The following is a 14,043-nucleotide window of genomic DNA, read 5'->3' on the forward strand; positions in this document are numbered from 1 at the left end:
CCTGCGACCCGCAAGACGTGTGCGCCGGTAGAACGGTGCAGTAACCCGTATCAGACGTCGCTTCCGTCGGCGTCGTGCGGCGGTTCGCCGGCCGACCGATCACCGACCTGCTCGCCGCCGCCACCGACGACCAGCACGGGTCGATTCGCGATCCTGACGACTCTGTCGACGGTGCTCCCGAGCAGCGCCCCCCTGAACGACGAGCGGCCGCGGGAACCGAGAACGATCGCCCCGGCGTCCCGATCGGCCGCGTCGTCGAGGATCTCCTCGTGGGGAACGCCGGACCGAACGGCCGTCTCGACGGTCACGCCGGCCTCGGCCGCCGTCGACTCCAGTTCCTCGAGCCAGCCAGCCGCGCGCGCTCGAAGCTGTCGCGTCGCCTCCTCGGGATCGACGATACCGGTGTCGTATTCGGTGCGCTCGTCGACGACCGCGATCCCGTACAGCGGCGCGTCGAAACGCTCGGCGAGCGCGATCGCGTGATCGACCGCGGTCGCCGCAGCCTCGCTCCCGTCGGTTGCGACCAGAATGGAATCGTACATGGACGTCAGTACGTGCCCCCTCGAGAAAGCGTTGGGGCTCGCAGGGCGGCGTCCCCGGACGTGGTTACGCCCCGTTCGAATGCCATCCGAAAGTTCCAGAACGATTATTTCTCGTCAAATAGTCATCACCTGATAATGTCGCAGGAATTGGGTCCGCGCGCTCGAGAGTTGTCGAAGCCCTATTACGAAAACGCCCTTCCGGCGCACGATCTGTTCCACGCTGCTCGAGTCAGAAACGTCTCGATTCGGTTAGCAGCGGACTGCGAGCGCGGGGTCGATAGAGCCGTCCTTTCCGCGGCGGCGTGGTTACACGATATCGGTCGCCCGCGGGAGAGAACGGGAGCGATCGACGATCACGACGAGTGGGCCGCGGCCGAAGCCGCGGAGCTTCTCGAGACGGACGGAGTGACGGCGGATCGAATCGACGCGATCACGCACTGCATTCGGGCGCACAGTATTCGGGCAAGTTCTCCGGAGCCGGAGACGCTCGAGGCCAAACTGCTCTTCGATGCGGACAAGTTAGACGCCGCTGGAGCCCGCGGTATCGTTCGAATGGCCTGTATCGTCGGCGAGCGGTCGGGCAGCGCCGGTGAAAAATACGCGGTCATCGACGATGCATCGGTGTCCGGAGCGGATTCGTCGGACCGTCCCGACATCACGCTCCTCCGGGAGTGGGGTCAAGAGCGCCTAAACGAGCTGTATACCGCGCCGGGGCGGCGTCTCGGCGACTCGCGACGACAGTTCATGGACGACTTCTTCGCACAGTTCGAGAGCGAAATCGGCGTCGAGGGAGAGCGATGATTTCGACTTCGCGAGTCTCGAGAGAGACGGCCGATAGGGCTTCGAAGCACCGTCAGTCGTCGGTCCCCTCCCGTGAGCGATCTTCGATCCCGACACCGCGCGCCGCCGTCGCCTTCACCGAGGCCACGATCGACCGCCCGGGCTCGAGTCCCAGCGTCTCGACGCTCCGCCGCGTGACCAGCGCGACGAGTTCGGTGTCGCTCCCGCCGTCGCCACCGTCCGCACTCTCGAGACCGATTCCCACCCGAGCGACGGCGTCCCCGGCCTCGAGCCACGAGACGGTCCCCGGGAACCGGTTCCGAACGCTCGTCCCATCGGCTCGCGGCACGTCGCTTGGCGCGTGGAGACTCACGGCGTCGGAGCGGATCGTCACGGACGCCGTCGCGGCGTCGGCCGGAACGACGGCCAGAATCTCCCCCGCAGCGGTCTCGACGGTTGCGAGTTCCCCGTCGCGGTCGACGACCGTCCCCCTGAGAACCGTCTCGTCGACGCGGGCGACGCCCTCGTATGCCGCGACCAGTCGATCGAACCGCGCCAGCAGATCCCGAGCCGTCGGCGTCAGCGAACTGCCACCGCCGTCGGCTCCGCCGCGAGTGCGCTCGACCAGGGGGCCGATCGCCTCCTCGATCGCCACCACCCGCTGCTGGAGGCGGGGGTAGGATCGCTCGAGAGCGTCGGCCGCCCCCGACAGCGAGCCGCGGTCGTCGATCGCGCGCAGCATCTCGACGTCACTGCGATCGACGGCGACATCGTCGATCCGCAGGTAGGGGTCGAACTCCTTTTCCATGGTCATCGGTGGATCACGCGGTGGGTTCGGTCGAATCGCAGCCGGGTCCGGAGCCGCTCGAGTCCCCATTCGCGTTCACGCGAGAAGTTCGTTTTCATCGTACAACAGGTCTCCGTCGACGAACCGCGCGGTTCGCTCGTCGCGGGGATCGTCGAAGATCCGCTCGGGCGGGCCCACTTCGACCAGTTCGCCCTCGAGCAGGAAGGCGACGCGATCCGAGATCCGCTCGGCCTGGTGCATGTCGTGGGTCGCGAGCAAGACGCCGTGACCGCGCCCCCGGGCGCGCTCGATCGCGCGCTCGAGGATAGCCGTGTTCCGCGGGTCAAGATCAGAGGTCGGCTCGTCGAGCACCAGCAGGTCCGGTCCCGCGGCGAGTGCGCGGGCGAAGGACACCCGCTGTGCCTCGCCACCAGAGAGCGAGCCCGCGTCCCGGTCCCACTCGTCCCGGAGTCCGACGAGTTCGAGGGCCTCGAGCGTCCGGTCGTCGACAGTCGGCCGGCTCCGGATCCATCGGTCCGCGAGCCGTCGGCCGAATCCCCGAACGCGCTGCGACCACGGCCGGCGAACCCGCCGGCCGATATCGACGTTGCGCGCGACCGAGGTCTCGAACAGGCTCGCCTGCTGGAAGACCATGCCGATCCGCCGACGGAACTCGAGTCGATCGTCCCGCGACAGCGACCACGGATCCATTCCGTCGCAGCGGACGACGCCGTCGGTCGGTCGCTCGAACAGTGCGGCCAGCCGCAACAGCGTCGTCTTGCCGGCCCCCGAAGGGCCGATCACCGTCACGATTTCGCCCGACTCGAGGGGCAGCGAGACGCCGTCCAGAATGTCCGTGTCGTCGACGCCGTAGGACACGTGCTCGAGCTCGAGATTCATCTCTGATGCGCCTCCGTTGCAGTCGCTCGAATCATTATCGGCCTCCGAGTCGCAGGACGATCCCGTTGACGAGCAAGACGAGGACGAGCAACACCGCGCCGAGTACCAGCGCCGTCTCGAACTCGCCGCGGCGCGTCTCGAGCGTGATCGCGGTCGTGATCGTCCGCGTTTTCGACGTCCCGTCGGCGTAGGCGATGTTGCCGCCGACGATCAGAACCGAGCCGACCTCGCTGATCGCGCGGCCGAAGCCGGCGAGAATTCCGGTCACGACGCCGTAGCGCGCCTCCTTGAGGGTGATCAGCGCGACATCGGTTCGGGTCCCCCCGACACCGTAGGCCGCGTCCCGGACGGCGTCGTCGACGCTCTCGATGGCCGATAGGGCGACACCGGTGATCACCGGTGCGGCGAGAACGCACTGAGAGATGATCATGGCTTCGGGCGTGTAAACGAGCCCGAGCGCGCCGAGCGGGCCGCTGTTCGAGAGGGCCATCAAGACGAGCAATCCGACGACGACGCTCGGAAAACCCATTCCCGTGTTGATGATGGCCGTGATCACCCGCTTCCCGCGGAAGTCCGCGAAGCCGACGACGAAGGCGATCGGTAAACTGAGAAGGGTACTCAACAGGATGGCGGCCAGGCTGACCGTCAGCGAGACCTGAATGATGCTCCGGAGATAGTTCGGTTCGGCGAGGGACTCGAATGGCATCGGTAGTAGGTTGTTTCGTCCGGATAGTGGGTCGTTTCGTCCGGGTAGTGGGTCTGTCGATCACTCCTCGCTCGAGTCCGGCTGCCATCCTTTCGGGACGTACTGCTGGAAGTTCGGGTCCGCCGACAGGGCCTCGGGGTAGAACAGCTGTTCGCCGTTCGCCGTGTAGTCCCCGACGAGTTCCTGTCCCTCCGGACTCGTGAAATAGCCGATGTAGGCCATCGCGAGGTCGTAGTTGACGTTCGAGTGGATCTCCGGATTGGCCGCCATGATCCCGTAGGGGTTCGCGAGCAGTTCCGGCCCGCCCTCGATCGGGCCCTGAAGCAGGATCTCGAGGTCGACGTTGTCCCGCATCGAGAGGAACGTCCCCCGATCGGCGAGCGTGTACGAACCCGACTCGCTCGCGTTGTTCAACGTGTTTCCCATCCCGTCACCGAGTTCCTGATACCACTCACCGCCGGGCTCGGCACCCGATTCGTCCCAGATCGCTAACTCCTTCGTGTGCGTGCCAGAGTCGTCCCCGCGCGAGACGAACTGCGCTTGCGCGCTCGCGATGGCCTCGAAGGCTGCCGTCGCTTGCTCGGTAGTACCGACGCCCGCCGGGTCGTCGCTCGGCCCGACGATCACGAAGTCATTGAACATCAGGCTCCGCCGGTTGATTCCGTGTCCGTCCCGCATGAACTCGTCCTCGAGCGAGCGGGCGTGGACCAGAATCACGTCGGCGTTGCCGTTGCGAGCGGACTCGATCGCGGCACCCGTCCCCTGAGCGTTGGCCGCGACGGGCGTTCCGAACCGCTCCTGGAACGCGGCGTTGATCTCGTCGAGCAGCCCCGTGTCGTACGTGCTGGTCGTCGTCGCGAGCGCGAGTTCCTCGCCGGCGATCGATCCCTCACCCTGGTCGCTTCCGAGTCCGAGACAGCCGCCAACGGCAGCGGCGATCCCCGCCGCACTCGCCCCGAGTAGCTCTCGTCGCCGATATTCCATATTGGGAACAACGATGGAACACAGTGTGATAAACGTACCGCTCAGGGACCCCGACAGTGGTTACCGAGGCCGCTCTCGGACTCGATGCGAGTGAAAACGTAACTGTAACCGGTTACAGCGACGGGACTGATCCAATCGACGTTCGACCGAGACTAGTCGGCCTCCGCCACCGCTACCACGACGTTCCGAACGTAGCGCATGCTCGTCGCGATGGCCATGATCCCGTCCATCAGTGCCTGCTGGGAGGCACCGTCGGGATAGATTCGGTACTCCACTTGCACCGTCTCCGCCTCGCGCAGCTGACAGGAGACGCCGTCCTCATCGAGGAACGTGTAGAACCCCGGCGTCGCCGCCAGCATCGGCCCGACGTACTCGAGCAACTCGCCGCGTCGCTGATCATCGCGAAGCAGGTTTCGGGCCCGCTCGGTATCGAATCCGCTCCGGCCGACGATCCGAACCGGGCCGAACTCGGTCTCCTTGACGACGTGGACCGGCAGCTGCGAGAGTTCGACCTGGAAGTTGAATTCAGTGTCCTCGTCGGTGTGGGGAGTCACGTTCCGGATGGCCGTGTCGTCCAGCCAGTGGCGGACCTGCGTTTCGCTGATGTGTCTCGTCATACAGGGCCGTCAGCGAGCAGCAGGATAAGGCTTCAGCGGGATATCGCCTGTTCCGTTCACCGGTTTCTGCCTCGAGCCGGAATCGGGCGAGTGAACCGAATCCGCGCTCTCAGTGCTTGTCCGGCATCGTCGAGTGCCGCGTCGTCTTGCGCATATCCGCCCGTTTGGACGGCGGCGGTGCCATCGTCGAGTGGCGGCTGTGGCCGCCCGACGCCGTTCTACGATTCTCATCGCCGCCGAGACCCGATCCCAGAAGTCCCTCGTCGTCCTTGTCAGCGTCCTCCTCGTCCGCCGCGTCATCGGCTGTCGCTTCGGCGTCGGCGTCGGTCGTCTCGTCGGTTTCGTCAGCCTCCTCAGTCTCGGCACTCGCCGACTCGAGTCGCTCCTTGAGTTGCTGGACATCGTCGCCGAACTGCTCGAACGAGGATTCCATCGACGATCGGAGGCGATCTCCGAGATCGTCAGCCGTCTCGTCCGCTTCCGATTCGGCCGCCTCATCCGCTTCCGATTCAGCCGCCTCGTCCGCTTCCGATTCGGCTGCCTCGTCCTCCGTAGTCGTCGACTCGTCGTCCGGCGTGTCCTCGTCGACGTTGCTCTCAGCTCCCTCCGCTTCTTCGGCATCGGATTCGGCCTGTTCGCTCATCGTCTCTTGGAGATCACCGACAGCCCCTTCAAAGCTGTCGTCGTCAGCCCGGTCGGCGAGTTTCGCGAGGTGGAGCAATCGCTGGAGGTCCTCGAGGTTTCCCTGCTCGCCGCGAGCGATAGCCGCCGGGATCGAATCCGGTTCGGAGCCGTCTTCGAGCGTGTCCAGTCCGACCGCTGCGAGCAGTTCGTCTGGGTCGGCCGACTCAAGGATGTCGCTCGCCTCCCGGGCGGTCTCGAGCAGATCCCGCTCGGCCGACTCGCGCTCATCGCTCGAGTCGTCCTCTCTCTCCGAATCACTGCCCGAAACGATCGATCCGCTGAACTCGTCGGCCTCGTTCAGTACCTCGTGCACTCGATCGTGAAGTTGTGTGTCGCTCATCTGTAACTTTCAGGTGGTACCGCCGTGTCGTGTGCGGTAGTCGGATCGGGAGCGACGGAGTGCAGTCGATCGTCTCGTCCCTGGTGGTCGTCACTCGGCTTCCGCTTCCCTTTCAGACTCTTCGTCCGAGTCCGAGTCCTCATTCGTGGTGGAATCCGACCCCCCATCCGTCACCGCCTCGATGATCTCGTCGGTCATCTCCTCCCGGCTGAGATTCGCCTTCACACCGACATCCTTCGCGACCGACTGCAGATCGCTGTAGGACATCACGCCGAGGAAGTCCTCGAGCGTATCCTTCCGGAGATCCTCGAGGTCCTCCGCGGACGGCTCGTCCTCGCCCGCTTCGGGCGGTTCGGCTTCGTCGGTCGATTCTTCGCTTTCCTCAGCCGTCTCGTCACCGTCGGCAGCCGATTCGTCAGCTTCGTCGCCCGTCTCTTCGCCGTCCTCGCTCCCTTCGCCGACCGTCTCTTTGGCTTTGCTGGCGGCTCCTTCGACCGATCCTTCGGCCGTATCGGCGGCCTCTTTGACTGACTCAGTGGTGCTCGTTTCGTCGCTTTCAGTGCTGTCGTCCTCCTGTGCGTCCGTTTCGTCCGTCCGCTCCTCGTCTTCGGATTCCGTCTGCTCCTCATCCTCGGATTCCGTCTGCTCCTCATCCTCGGATTCCGCCCGTTCCTCGCTCTCGGATTCGTCCTCGTCGGTCTCGTCGCTTCCGACGCCGTCGAGGAGTCCCTCGAGACTGCTGCCGTCGGTCACGCCCTTGGCCATCGACTCGAGCGAGTCGCGGCCCTCCACGTTCGCGACCGACTCACGGAGGGCGTCCTTGATCGCCGTCGAGAGCTCCGTTCGGATCTCGTCGAGTTCCTTTCCTTCCTCGACGCCCGCGGCGATCGTCTCGTGGATCTCCCGACCGATGGACGCGCCGAGTTCGCGCCCGAACCGTTCACCGAACTCGCGACCGACCGAAGCGCCGACTTCCCCGCCGTCGATATTGTCCTCGAGACTCCCGTCGCCCAGCATATCGGCGACATCGATCTGGTTGCTGACCTCATCGGCAACCATGCTCTTCAGTCCGCCGGACTCGTCACTCACGGCGACCACCTCGAGTCGGTTCGCGGAGCGGCTGCGTTCCCTGAATCACGGTCTTATTCCTCGGCTTCGGCCGTCTGCTCTGATTCGTCGTCCGCCGATTCCTCGTCCGCCGCGTCCGATTCGTCGTCGCCTTGCGCCTCGCTCTCGTCTGCGTCGTCCTCGGATTCGTTCTCGCCGCTCTCGTCGCCACTCTTGGCGTCGGTCTCATCTGCACCCTCTTCGTCCGCGTCGTCTTCTTTGGCGGACTCGTCGTCGTCTTCGGCGCTTTCGTCAGCAGACTCGTCGTCTGCTTCATCATCTTCCTCGCCATCCTCGGCACTGCCTTCGTCGGACTCCTCGTCCGTCTCATCCTCCTCGTCGGAGCTGAGGAGTTCGTCGACGACCATGTTCCCGATCGTCCGCCCGAGGGATTCGCCGATCGCCCGGCCGAGGATCGCGCCGATCTGTCCGCCCAGCGCCTCTCCGAGCGGTTTGTCCCCGTCGATCTCGTCTTCCCACTCGGTTCCCTCGACCAGTTCGTCGACGTCGATGTTCTCGGTGATCTTCTCGGTATCGACCCGCTGTGTGAGTGACTCGTCGCTCATTATGCTGCCTCCGCCTGTGACGGCTCCGCCTGTCCGCCGCTCTCTTCGTCCTGATCCGGCTCGAGTTGCTCGAGCAACTGTTCGAGCACAGCGCTAACAATCGCCGAGACGATCTCCTCGGTGGGGAGGCTCGGAGCGAGTCCGGATAGTTTCTCTCTCACCCAGGTCGCGGCTCCCATGACCCCGTTCTTCAGACGCCGTACCGCCGACGAAAGCGGACCGGAGGACTCGTCTTCGCTTTCGGACGCCTCTTCTTCCTCGGCGTCCGACTCACTCGCTTCCTCGTCCCCGCCGAAGAGCCCCGTGAGCTTTTCGACGGGCTTGTTCAGCAGGTTTTTGACGAACTCGATCGGCTTGCTCAACAGCGACTTCGCCTTGTCGATCATCGCGCCGGGGCCGTCCAGCAGCCCCGACACCGCCGACAGCAGATTCCCCAGCAGGTTGTTCTCACCCGGTCGCGCCGAGACGTCCAGCGTCATCGGATCCAGATTGACCTCGAGTCCGAGCAGATCGAGGAACACCCCGTCGAGGTCGAGGTGGACGACGCCCGACGCGTCGTCGCTCTGGTAGACCTCGTCGGTACCCTGGACATGGGACTCGTCTTCCTCCGCCTCGTCCTCGGCTTCTTCCGCGTCTTCTGACTCCGTCTCCGAACCTTCGCCTTCGGCCCCTTCTTCACCGTCGCCCTCCGCTTCGGGGTCTGCCTCGCTCGAGTCGTCGTCTTGCTCGGCGTCGGACTCCTCCATCTCCGCTTGCCCACCGTCAGTCAGCACTCGGCGTGGCGATCCTGCCGTCGATTCGGCTTCGTCGGGACGGCTCGAGGCCTGTTCGGTTCCGTCGGGAGCCGAACGTTCCTCGGTGCCGTCGGATGCGAAATCCTCGGTCATTATACGGAAACACAGACGAGAGAGAGCGTTGTGGCGGTTGGCCTTGCGTATGCGACTACCCCGACGTACTGCGGCAGAAAATCCTGCTGACGGCCGAATCGATCGACCGCGTTACTCGAGCGAGCCGACGCGAAGTGCGTACTCGCCGCGCGTCTCGCCCTCGTCGTGGTACTCGACCGGCTCCTCGACGGCTGCGACCGTTCCGCTATCGACGGCCGCCGCCGTCGCGATTCCGTCGAGGCGCTCGCAACCGCCCGCGCCGGACTCGAGATCGAACCAGCGAACGGCGTGGGTATCCGGATCGCGGACGCGGAAGTTCTGTGCACAGGGGGCGACCAGTCGCCCATCGTCGGCAGCGAGCCCGTGAACGAAGCCGCGGACCTCGTCGTCCCAGACGAGGTCCCCGTCGGCGTCGAACGCGGCGACGCGGTGTTCGTTCGGGTGGCGACTCTCGGTCTCGCGGCTCTCGATCGCGTACGTGTTGCCGGTCACGAACGCCACTCGGCCGTCGTTCGCGTACGCGTGATTCGGATACGCGTACAGCGTCTCCCCGTCGATCTCGGTCTCGACGGCGAGGTCGACGTGCCACCGCTCGGCACCGCCGGGACCCAGCAGGTAGCCGCGTTTGTCGCCGTGACTCGAGACGGCGACCGACTCCCCATCGAAAGAAACGTCGCCGACGCGCCGGTCGCCGTCCGTTCCGGGGTCCCAGGTCCACCCGAGGTCGCCCGATTCGGTCTCGAGGACTACCAGCCCGGTGTCGTGGTCGCCCATACAGCGGTTGTAGCCGACTGCGAGCCGTTCGCCCGCCGCATCGAGATCGAGTGCGATCGGCGAGGCGTCGGTCTCGTACGTCCAGCGGACCGAGCCGTCGGCGTCGAACGCGTAGACAGTGCTGTGCCACCGTCGAGTTTCGCCGTCGCGCTCGTAGCGTCGTGCGGCCGCGTAGAGCCGATCGTTGCCGTCAGCGTCGGTTCCAGTCTCGAGCGCGACCACGTAGGGCAAGTAGAAGACGGTGTCCTTGACCGCCTCGCCGACGTCGTCAGCGGTGTCGTACCGCCAGCGCCGGTCGCCGGTCTCCCCGTCGTAGGCTGCGATCGTCCCCGTTTCGCCGCGGCCGGCGACGACGATCGTGTCCACACTCTCATCGACACCGCCCTCGAGGGACGCGATCCCGACCGCGTGGTCCGGATGATCGGCCGTCCACCGCGCCTCGAGCGTGTCGGCGTCGCGGGCGGTGACGGTTCCGTCCCACGTCCCCGTGACGACGAGGTCTCCGTCCTCCGCAACGTGGACCGCGGATCGAGTCCACATGTGGCGGCTGCGGGCCGTCTCGATCTCGCCGAGCGGGACCGACCGAAACTCGAGGGATCGTTCCCGTTCGGTATCGGCAGTTTCGCTCATCGTCACTCCTCGACCGGGAACGTCTCGTGGAGGGTATCGTGGGCGTCGCCCAGCCCGTCCACGATGCTCTCTCCCTGCGCGCTCAGCCGCTGGACCGCCCGCTCGGCGTCCCGGACCGCCAGCAGTCGTCCGCGCGTGTAGTCGTATTCGGGGTCGTCGCTGTCCATCGATGCAACCTCTTCCTCGAGGTCGACCAGCGCCGCGTCGAGGTGGCGTTCGATCTCCGCGAGGCTGTCGGCCTCCGCGAGACCCTGGATGGGGCCCTCGAGGTGGCCCTCGAGTTCTTTCTCCGCGTGATCGCGGGCACTGTCGTCCCCGACGCCGAGGACGGTCATCAGTCCGAGTCGTAGCGCTTCGATTTCGTAGCAGCTCATGGGTTGAATATCTGAATTGTCGATTTCGCGTCGTTCGGTTCGATTACAGCGTCTGATCGACGAGATCGCTGACGATGCGATCCCGATCGAGGTGGTCGCCGACGATCCGTTCGGCGTCGTCGTCTTCGACGCCGCCGTACCAGATTCCGTCCGGATACACCGCGACCATCGGCCCGTCGCCGCAGCGTCCGAGACACGAGGAGCGGGTGATACGGGCGTCACAGTGCGCGGAATCCCGCACCTCCTGGCGCAGGCGCTCGAGGACCGCCGGCGCCCCCATCTTCGCACAGGTCTGGTTGGTACAGACCGCGACGTGCTTTTCCGGCGCGTCGTGACTGTGCGGTTCGTCGTCGACGTCCTCGCGGTCGGCGTGGGCCTCCTGATGTGCCAGCGCGCGCAGCATGGCTCGAGCCCCGCCGACGTCCTCCTCGTAGCCCTCGAGGTCGACTTTGTACTTGCACGTGTCACAGGACATCTCGACGCTCCCCGACCTCGCTTCCTGCCAGCGATCGGCGAAGACATCCAGCAGCCGGGAGTCGGTTCCGAGCGGGTCGCCGGCCAGCGCATCGACGTAAGGATAGTCCTCGTCGAACTCCGCTGTCCAGTCGCGAACGCGCTGAGTGAGGACGCCGTCGCCGAGCATGTACGGCAGGACGACGACCGCGTCTGGCCGGTGCTTCGAGAGTCCGTGGAGGCTCTCTTCGAGCGTCGGCTCGGTGACGCCGATAAAGGAGGCCTCGACGCGGTCGAACTCGCGGCCCTCGTAGAGCAGCCGGGCAAGCTTGTGGACGTCGCCGTTGGCGTCCGGATCGCTCGATCCGCGGCCGCAGACGACGACCGCGACGTCGTCCGCCTCGCGGTCGACGCCCAGTTCGCGTTCCACGGCCGCGGCGCGGTCGTCCAGCAGATCCAAAATCGCCGGATGGACACCCAGATGCGCGCCATTGGCAATTTCGAGGTCGCGCTCGGCCCGGGCCTGTTCGATCGCCAGGGGAACGTCGTTCTTGACGTGGCTCGCGGCGAACAGCGAGCAGTGGACGACGGTAACCTGCGACGCGACGGGCTCGAGCCCCGCGAAGGCCTCGTCGATCGCCGGCTCCGCGAGTTCGAGGAACGCGGCGTCGACCGGGATCCCCAGCCGGGACTCGAGGTCGGCGGCCAGTTCGCGGACCTGTTCGTTGGACTTCTCGCGTCGGGAGCCGTGACCGACCAGCAGGACGGCCTCGTCGTCGAAGCCGGCTGTCGGTGCGGGCGTGATCTCGTCGGGTGTGCTCATCGATTGTCGGTGTACTACGTCTCGTCGCCGTCGTAAGCTGACGCCTGCTCGAGGCTCCGCTCGAGTTTGCGGCGGCGACTCGGCGCGAACAGTCCGGTTTCCTCGCAGTTCTCGTAGAGCCACGTGCCGAAGTCGGGGGCGGCATCGTCGTCGACGCCGAACCAGTAGCCGCCCGACGAGGTCTCCGAGAGGTCGCCCATCGGCGCGGTAACCGGACACGCCGCGATCAGCTCTCGCGCGAGCTCGAGCAACTCCTCGTCATCGTGGACGAACGAGATGCCGACGGTGCCGCTCGAGGACTTGAAGCAGATCGTGCCACAGCCCTCGAGCAGCCCGCGGAGCAGTTCCCGATCGTAGCTCGCGAAGGCCCCGAAGCGGTAGTTGCCGCGGCCGTCGACGGGGAGGCCGAGCGCGCCGCTGCGCCCGAGCAGGCCGGCTCCCTCAGTGTCGGCTCCCTCTCCCCCGTCACCGCCGATCGAGAGCGTGTACTCGTCCTCGGTTCGCGTAATGGACGTGTCGTGGGCGTAGTCGCGGGTGGTCGTGTCGTGCTCGAGGTCGCCGCCCGCGATCGCGGCGAGCACTTGCGCGGACGCCTCGTCGTTGGTGACGACCTCGATGCCGGCGTCCGAGACATCGCCGCTCCCGGCGACGTGGCCCCAGAAGTACGCCGTCGCGGCGTGACCCGCGAGCGGATCCGACGGAACCTCGATCTCGGTCGCGGATTCCGTGTCGCTCATTCGCCCACCTCCTCGACGATGATCGCGTCCGTCGGGCACGCCGCGGCGGCCTGCTGGGCCTCGTCGATGCGGTCGTCGTCGAACGTCGCGACGACGCGCTCGTCGGTGTCGGTGACCTCGCCTTCGCAGTCGTAGACCGGATCCGCGCCGGGATCGATCGTCGCGAGGCCGTCCTCGCCCTCGACGAATCGCGGGTCGCGGGTCAGGCAGGCGAAGATGCCGTCGCAGGCGTCCTTCTCGATAGTAACTTCGTATCGTGACATTGGTGAATTGCGTCTGAGTCGGATTTCAATCGAAGCGCTCAGTAGTCGTACTTCGTCTCGTAGCCGCGCGGCGTGACCATCCGGTCGTCCCAGACGTAGGTGTCCTCGTTGCCGACGACGATCGTCGTGGTCATGTCGATGATCTCGCTCTCGCCGAGCTCCTCGAGTTCCCCGAGTTCGGTGATCATCACCTGTTCGTCGTCGCGGCCGGCACCGTGGACGATGCCGACGGGCGTGTCCTCGTCGCGGTGGGCCATGAGGATCTCGCAGCACTTCTCGAAGTTCTCCCGGCGCTTGCGGCTCCAGGGGTTGTAGATCGTGATCGTAAAGCTCTCCTTGGCCGCGGAGTGGAGCCGCGACTCGATTTCCGGCATCGGGACGAGGTGGTCCGACAGCGAGATCGAGACGGTGTCGTTGACCAGTGGCGCGCCCAGCCGGGCCGCACAGGACTGGGCCGCCGGGACGCCCGGCACGGCTTCGAAGTCGACCATCGACGCCGTCGCGCCCTTGGACTCGAGGATCTCGAGTGCGAGCCCACCGAGCGCGTAGACGTTGGGGTCGCCGCTGCCAACGATGGCGACGTCGTGGCCCGCGAGCGCGCGGTCGATCGCCTCTTCGGTGCGGGAGACTTCGCCGCACATCGGCGTGTCGTACAGCTCGTCGGCCTCCTCCGTGATCTCGTCCGGGATGAGGTCGATGTAGGTCGTGTAGCCGACGATGTGGTCCGCCTCGAGCAGCGCCGTCTTCGCGCGGTCGGTCATCCCCTCCGGGTGGCCGGGACCGAGGCCGACGGCGCTCAGTTTGCCGGGCTCGGCGTCGAAGTCGTCGACCGTGGAGCCGACCTCTTTCTCGTTCGAACTGTCGTCGTCGGAGCTCGAGGCCCCGCAGCTACTCGAGGACGAGGAACCGGAACTCGAGGACGCTCCGCACGTGGAGTCGCTCGAGTCGTCGGTACTGCTCGAGGCACCGCACTTCGAACTCGAGCTATCGGTGCTCGCCTCGCTGGTGGTGCTCTCCGTGCTCGAGGCACCGCAGTTGGAAGTCGATTCGTCGTCGGCGTCCGCGTTTGTGTCAGTACTCATCGTTGTG

The 14,043-nt window shown here is 66.0% G+C and carries 17 protein-coding genes; 1 reads left to right on the top strand and 16 read right to left on the bottom strand.

The window, feature by feature from the left end; translation table 11 throughout:
• Nucleotides 1-50: 50 nt before the first annotated feature.
• Entirely contained in the window at nt 51-542 is a 492-nt protein-coding gene (locus LDH74_RS01725) for a universal stress protein (RefSeq protein ID WP_226040915.1), read from the bottom strand.
• A gap of 135 nt (nt 543-677) precedes the next feature.
• On the opposite strand from LDH74_RS01725, the gene LDH74_RS01730 reads away from it, so the two are divergent.
• The gene (locus LDH74_RS01730) at nt 678-1,343 is read left to right on the top strand and encodes an HD domain-containing protein (RefSeq protein WP_226040916.1); all 666 of its coding nucleotides are present in this window, start codon (nt 678-680) and stop codon (nt 1,341-1,343) included.
• A 52-nt stretch (nt 1,344-1,395) separates the two neighbouring features.
• Here LDH74_RS01730 and LDH74_RS01735 read toward each other — a convergent pair whose 3' ends face one another.
• The 15 genes from LDH74_RS01735 to cobJ form a co-directional block, all read right to left on the bottom strand.
• Complete coding sequence (locus LDH74_RS01735; protein WP_226042584.1) at nt 1,396-2,130, bottom strand: TOBE domain-containing protein; 735 nt, start codon at nt 2,128-2,130, stop codon at nt 1,396-1,398.
• Nucleotides 2,131-2,205: 75 nt separating this feature from the next.
• Nucleotides 2,206-3,009: a phosphate ABC transporter ATP-binding protein gene (locus LDH74_RS01740; RefSeq protein WP_226040917.1), complete on the bottom strand. Its 804-nt coding sequence runs from the start codon at nt 3,007-3,009 to the stop codon at nt 2,206-2,208.
• Nucleotides 3,010-3,043: 34 nt separating this feature from the next.
• Entirely contained in the window at nt 3,044-3,715 is a 672-nt protein-coding gene (locus LDH74_RS01745; RefSeq protein WP_226040918.1) for an ABC transporter permease, read from the bottom strand.
• A 60-nt stretch (nt 3,716-3,775) separates the two neighbouring features.
• Nucleotides 3,776-4,699, bottom strand: a complete 924-nt coding sequence (locus tag LDH74_RS01750) for a substrate-binding domain-containing protein (protein WP_226040919.1) — start codon at nt 4,697-4,699, stop codon at nt 3,776-3,778.
• 152 nt (nt 4,700-4,851) lie between these two features.
• A complete protein-coding gene (locus tag LDH74_RS01755) occupies nt 4,852-5,316 on the bottom strand; it encodes a hypothetical protein (RefSeq protein ID WP_226040920.1) in 465 nt (154 codons plus the stop codon).
• 109 nt (nt 5,317-5,425) lie between these two features.
• A complete protein-coding gene (locus tag LDH74_RS01760) occupies nt 5,426-6,340 on the bottom strand; it encodes a hypothetical protein (protein ID WP_226040921.1) in 915 nt (304 codons plus the stop codon).
• 90 nt (nt 6,341-6,430) lie between these two features.
• Nucleotides 6,431-7,429: a hypothetical protein gene (locus LDH74_RS01765; RefSeq protein ID WP_345778540.1), complete on the bottom strand. Its 999-nt coding sequence runs from the start codon at nt 7,427-7,429 to the stop codon at nt 6,431-6,433.
• Nucleotides 7,430-7,482: 53 nt separating this feature from the next.
• On the bottom strand, nt 7,483-8,013 hold the full coding sequence (locus tag LDH74_RS01770) for a DNA polymerase V family protein (protein ID WP_226040923.1): 531 nt from the start codon (nt 8,011-8,013) through the stop codon (nt 7,483-7,485).
• Nucleotides 8,013-8,900: a hypothetical protein gene (locus LDH74_RS01775; protein WP_226040924.1), complete on the bottom strand. Its 888-nt coding sequence runs from the start codon at nt 8,898-8,900 to the stop codon at nt 8,013-8,015. The genes LDH74_RS01770 and LDH74_RS01775 overlap by 1 nt, the downstream gene beginning before the upstream one ends.
• A gap of 111 nt (nt 8,901-9,011) precedes the next feature.
• Nucleotides 9,012-10,304, bottom strand: coding sequence for a PQQ-binding-like beta-propeller repeat protein (locus tag LDH74_RS01780; RefSeq protein WP_226040925.1), 1,293 nt, complete (start codon nt 10,302-10,304; stop codon nt 9,012-9,014).
• Between the two features lie 2 nt (nt 10,305-10,306).
• Nucleotides 10,307-10,678 (bottom strand): DUF3209 family protein, encoded by a 372-nt coding sequence (locus LDH74_RS01785; protein WP_226040926.1) that lies wholly within the window; start codon nt 10,676-10,678, stop codon nt 10,307-10,309.
• A 43-nt stretch (nt 10,679-10,721) separates the two neighbouring features.
• Complete coding sequence (locus tag LDH74_RS01790) at nt 10,722-11,954, bottom strand: CbiX/SirB N-terminal domain-containing protein (RefSeq protein ID WP_226040927.1); 1,233 nt, start codon at nt 11,952-11,954, stop codon at nt 10,722-10,724.
• A 14-nt stretch (nt 11,955-11,968) separates the two neighbouring features.
• On the bottom strand, nt 11,969-12,691 hold the full coding sequence (locus tag LDH74_RS01795; protein WP_226040928.1) for a cobalamin biosynthesis protein: 723 nt from the start codon (nt 12,689-12,691) through the stop codon (nt 11,969-11,971).
• The gene (locus LDH74_RS01800; protein ID WP_098723960.1) at nt 12,688-12,954 is read right to left on the bottom strand and encodes a ferredoxin; all 267 of its coding nucleotides are present in this window, start codon (nt 12,952-12,954) and stop codon (nt 12,688-12,690) included. Before LDH74_RS01800 ends, LDH74_RS01795 begins: the two co-directional genes overlap by 4 nt.
• A 38-nt stretch (nt 12,955-12,992) precedes the next feature.
• Complete coding sequence (gene cobJ / locus LDH74_RS01805; protein WP_226040929.1) at nt 12,993-14,036, bottom strand: precorrin-3B C(17)-methyltransferase; 1,044 nt, start codon at nt 14,034-14,036, stop codon at nt 12,993-12,995.
• Nucleotides 14,037-14,043: the final 7 nt, after the last annotated feature.

Source organism: Natrinema sp. DC36, assembly GCF_020405225.1.
Taxonomy (GTDB): Archaea; Halobacteriota; Halobacteria; order Halobacteriales; family Natrialbaceae; genus Natrinema.

What these genes read in the sequence shown, in the direction of transcription:
- LDH74_RS01725 (WP_226040915.1), bottom strand. Translation starts at nt 542, where the DNA reads ATGTACGATTCCATTCTGGTCGCAACCGACGGGAGCGAGGCTGCGGCG.
- LDH74_RS01730 (WP_226040916.1), top strand. Translation starts at nt 678, where the DNA reads ATGTCGCAGGAATTGGGTCCGCGCGCTCGAGAGTTGTCGAAGCCCTAT.
- LDH74_RS01735 (WP_226042584.1), bottom strand. Translation starts at nt 2,130, where the DNA reads ATGGAAAAGGAGTTCGACCCCTACCTGCGGATCGACGATGTCGCCGTC.
- LDH74_RS01740 (WP_226040917.1), bottom strand. Translation starts at nt 3,009, where the DNA reads ATGAATCTCGAGCTCGAGCACGTGTCCTACGGCGTCGACGACACGGAC.
- LDH74_RS01745 (WP_226040918.1), bottom strand. Translation starts at nt 3,715, where the DNA reads ATGCCATTCGAGTCCCTCGCCGAACCGAACTATCTCCGGAGCATCATT.
- LDH74_RS01750 (WP_226040919.1), bottom strand. Translation starts at nt 4,699, where the DNA reads ATGGAATATCGGCGACGAGAGCTACTCGGGGCGAGTGCGGCGGGGATC.
- LDH74_RS01755 (WP_226040920.1), bottom strand. Translation starts at nt 5,316, where the DNA reads ATGACGAGACACATCAGCGAAACGCAGGTCCGCCACTGGCTGGACGAC.
- LDH74_RS01760 (WP_226040921.1), bottom strand. Translation starts at nt 6,340, where the DNA reads ATGAGCGACACACAACTTCACGATCGAGTGCACGAGGTACTGAACGAG.
- LDH74_RS01770 (WP_226040923.1), bottom strand. Translation starts at nt 8,013, where the DNA reads ATGAGCGACGAGTCACTCACACAGCGGGTCGATACCGAGAAGATCACC.
- LDH74_RS01775 (WP_226040924.1), bottom strand. Translation starts at nt 8,900, where the DNA reads ATGACCGAGGATTTCGCATCCGACGGCACCGAGGAACGTTCGGCTCCC.
- LDH74_RS01780 (WP_226040925.1), bottom strand. Translation starts at nt 10,304, where the DNA reads ATGAGCGAAACTGCCGATACCGAACGGGAACGATCCCTCGAGTTTCGG.
- LDH74_RS01785 (WP_226040926.1), bottom strand. Translation starts at nt 10,678, where the DNA reads ATGAGCTGCTACGAAATCGAAGCGCTACGACTCGGACTGATGACCGTC.
- LDH74_RS01790 (WP_226040927.1), bottom strand. Translation starts at nt 11,954, where the DNA reads ATGAGCACACCCGACGAGATCACGCCCGCACCGACAGCCGGCTTCGAC.
- LDH74_RS01795 (WP_226040928.1), bottom strand. Translation starts at nt 12,691, where the DNA reads ATGAGCGACACGGAATCCGCGACCGAGATCGAGGTTCCGTCGGATCCG.
- LDH74_RS01800 (WP_098723960.1), bottom strand. Translation starts at nt 12,954, where the DNA reads ATGTCACGATACGAAGTTACTATCGAGAAGGACGCCTGCGACGGCATC.
- cobJ (WP_226040929.1), bottom strand. Translation starts at nt 14,036, where the DNA reads ATGAGTACTGACACAAACGCGGACGCCGACGACGAATCGACTTCCAAC.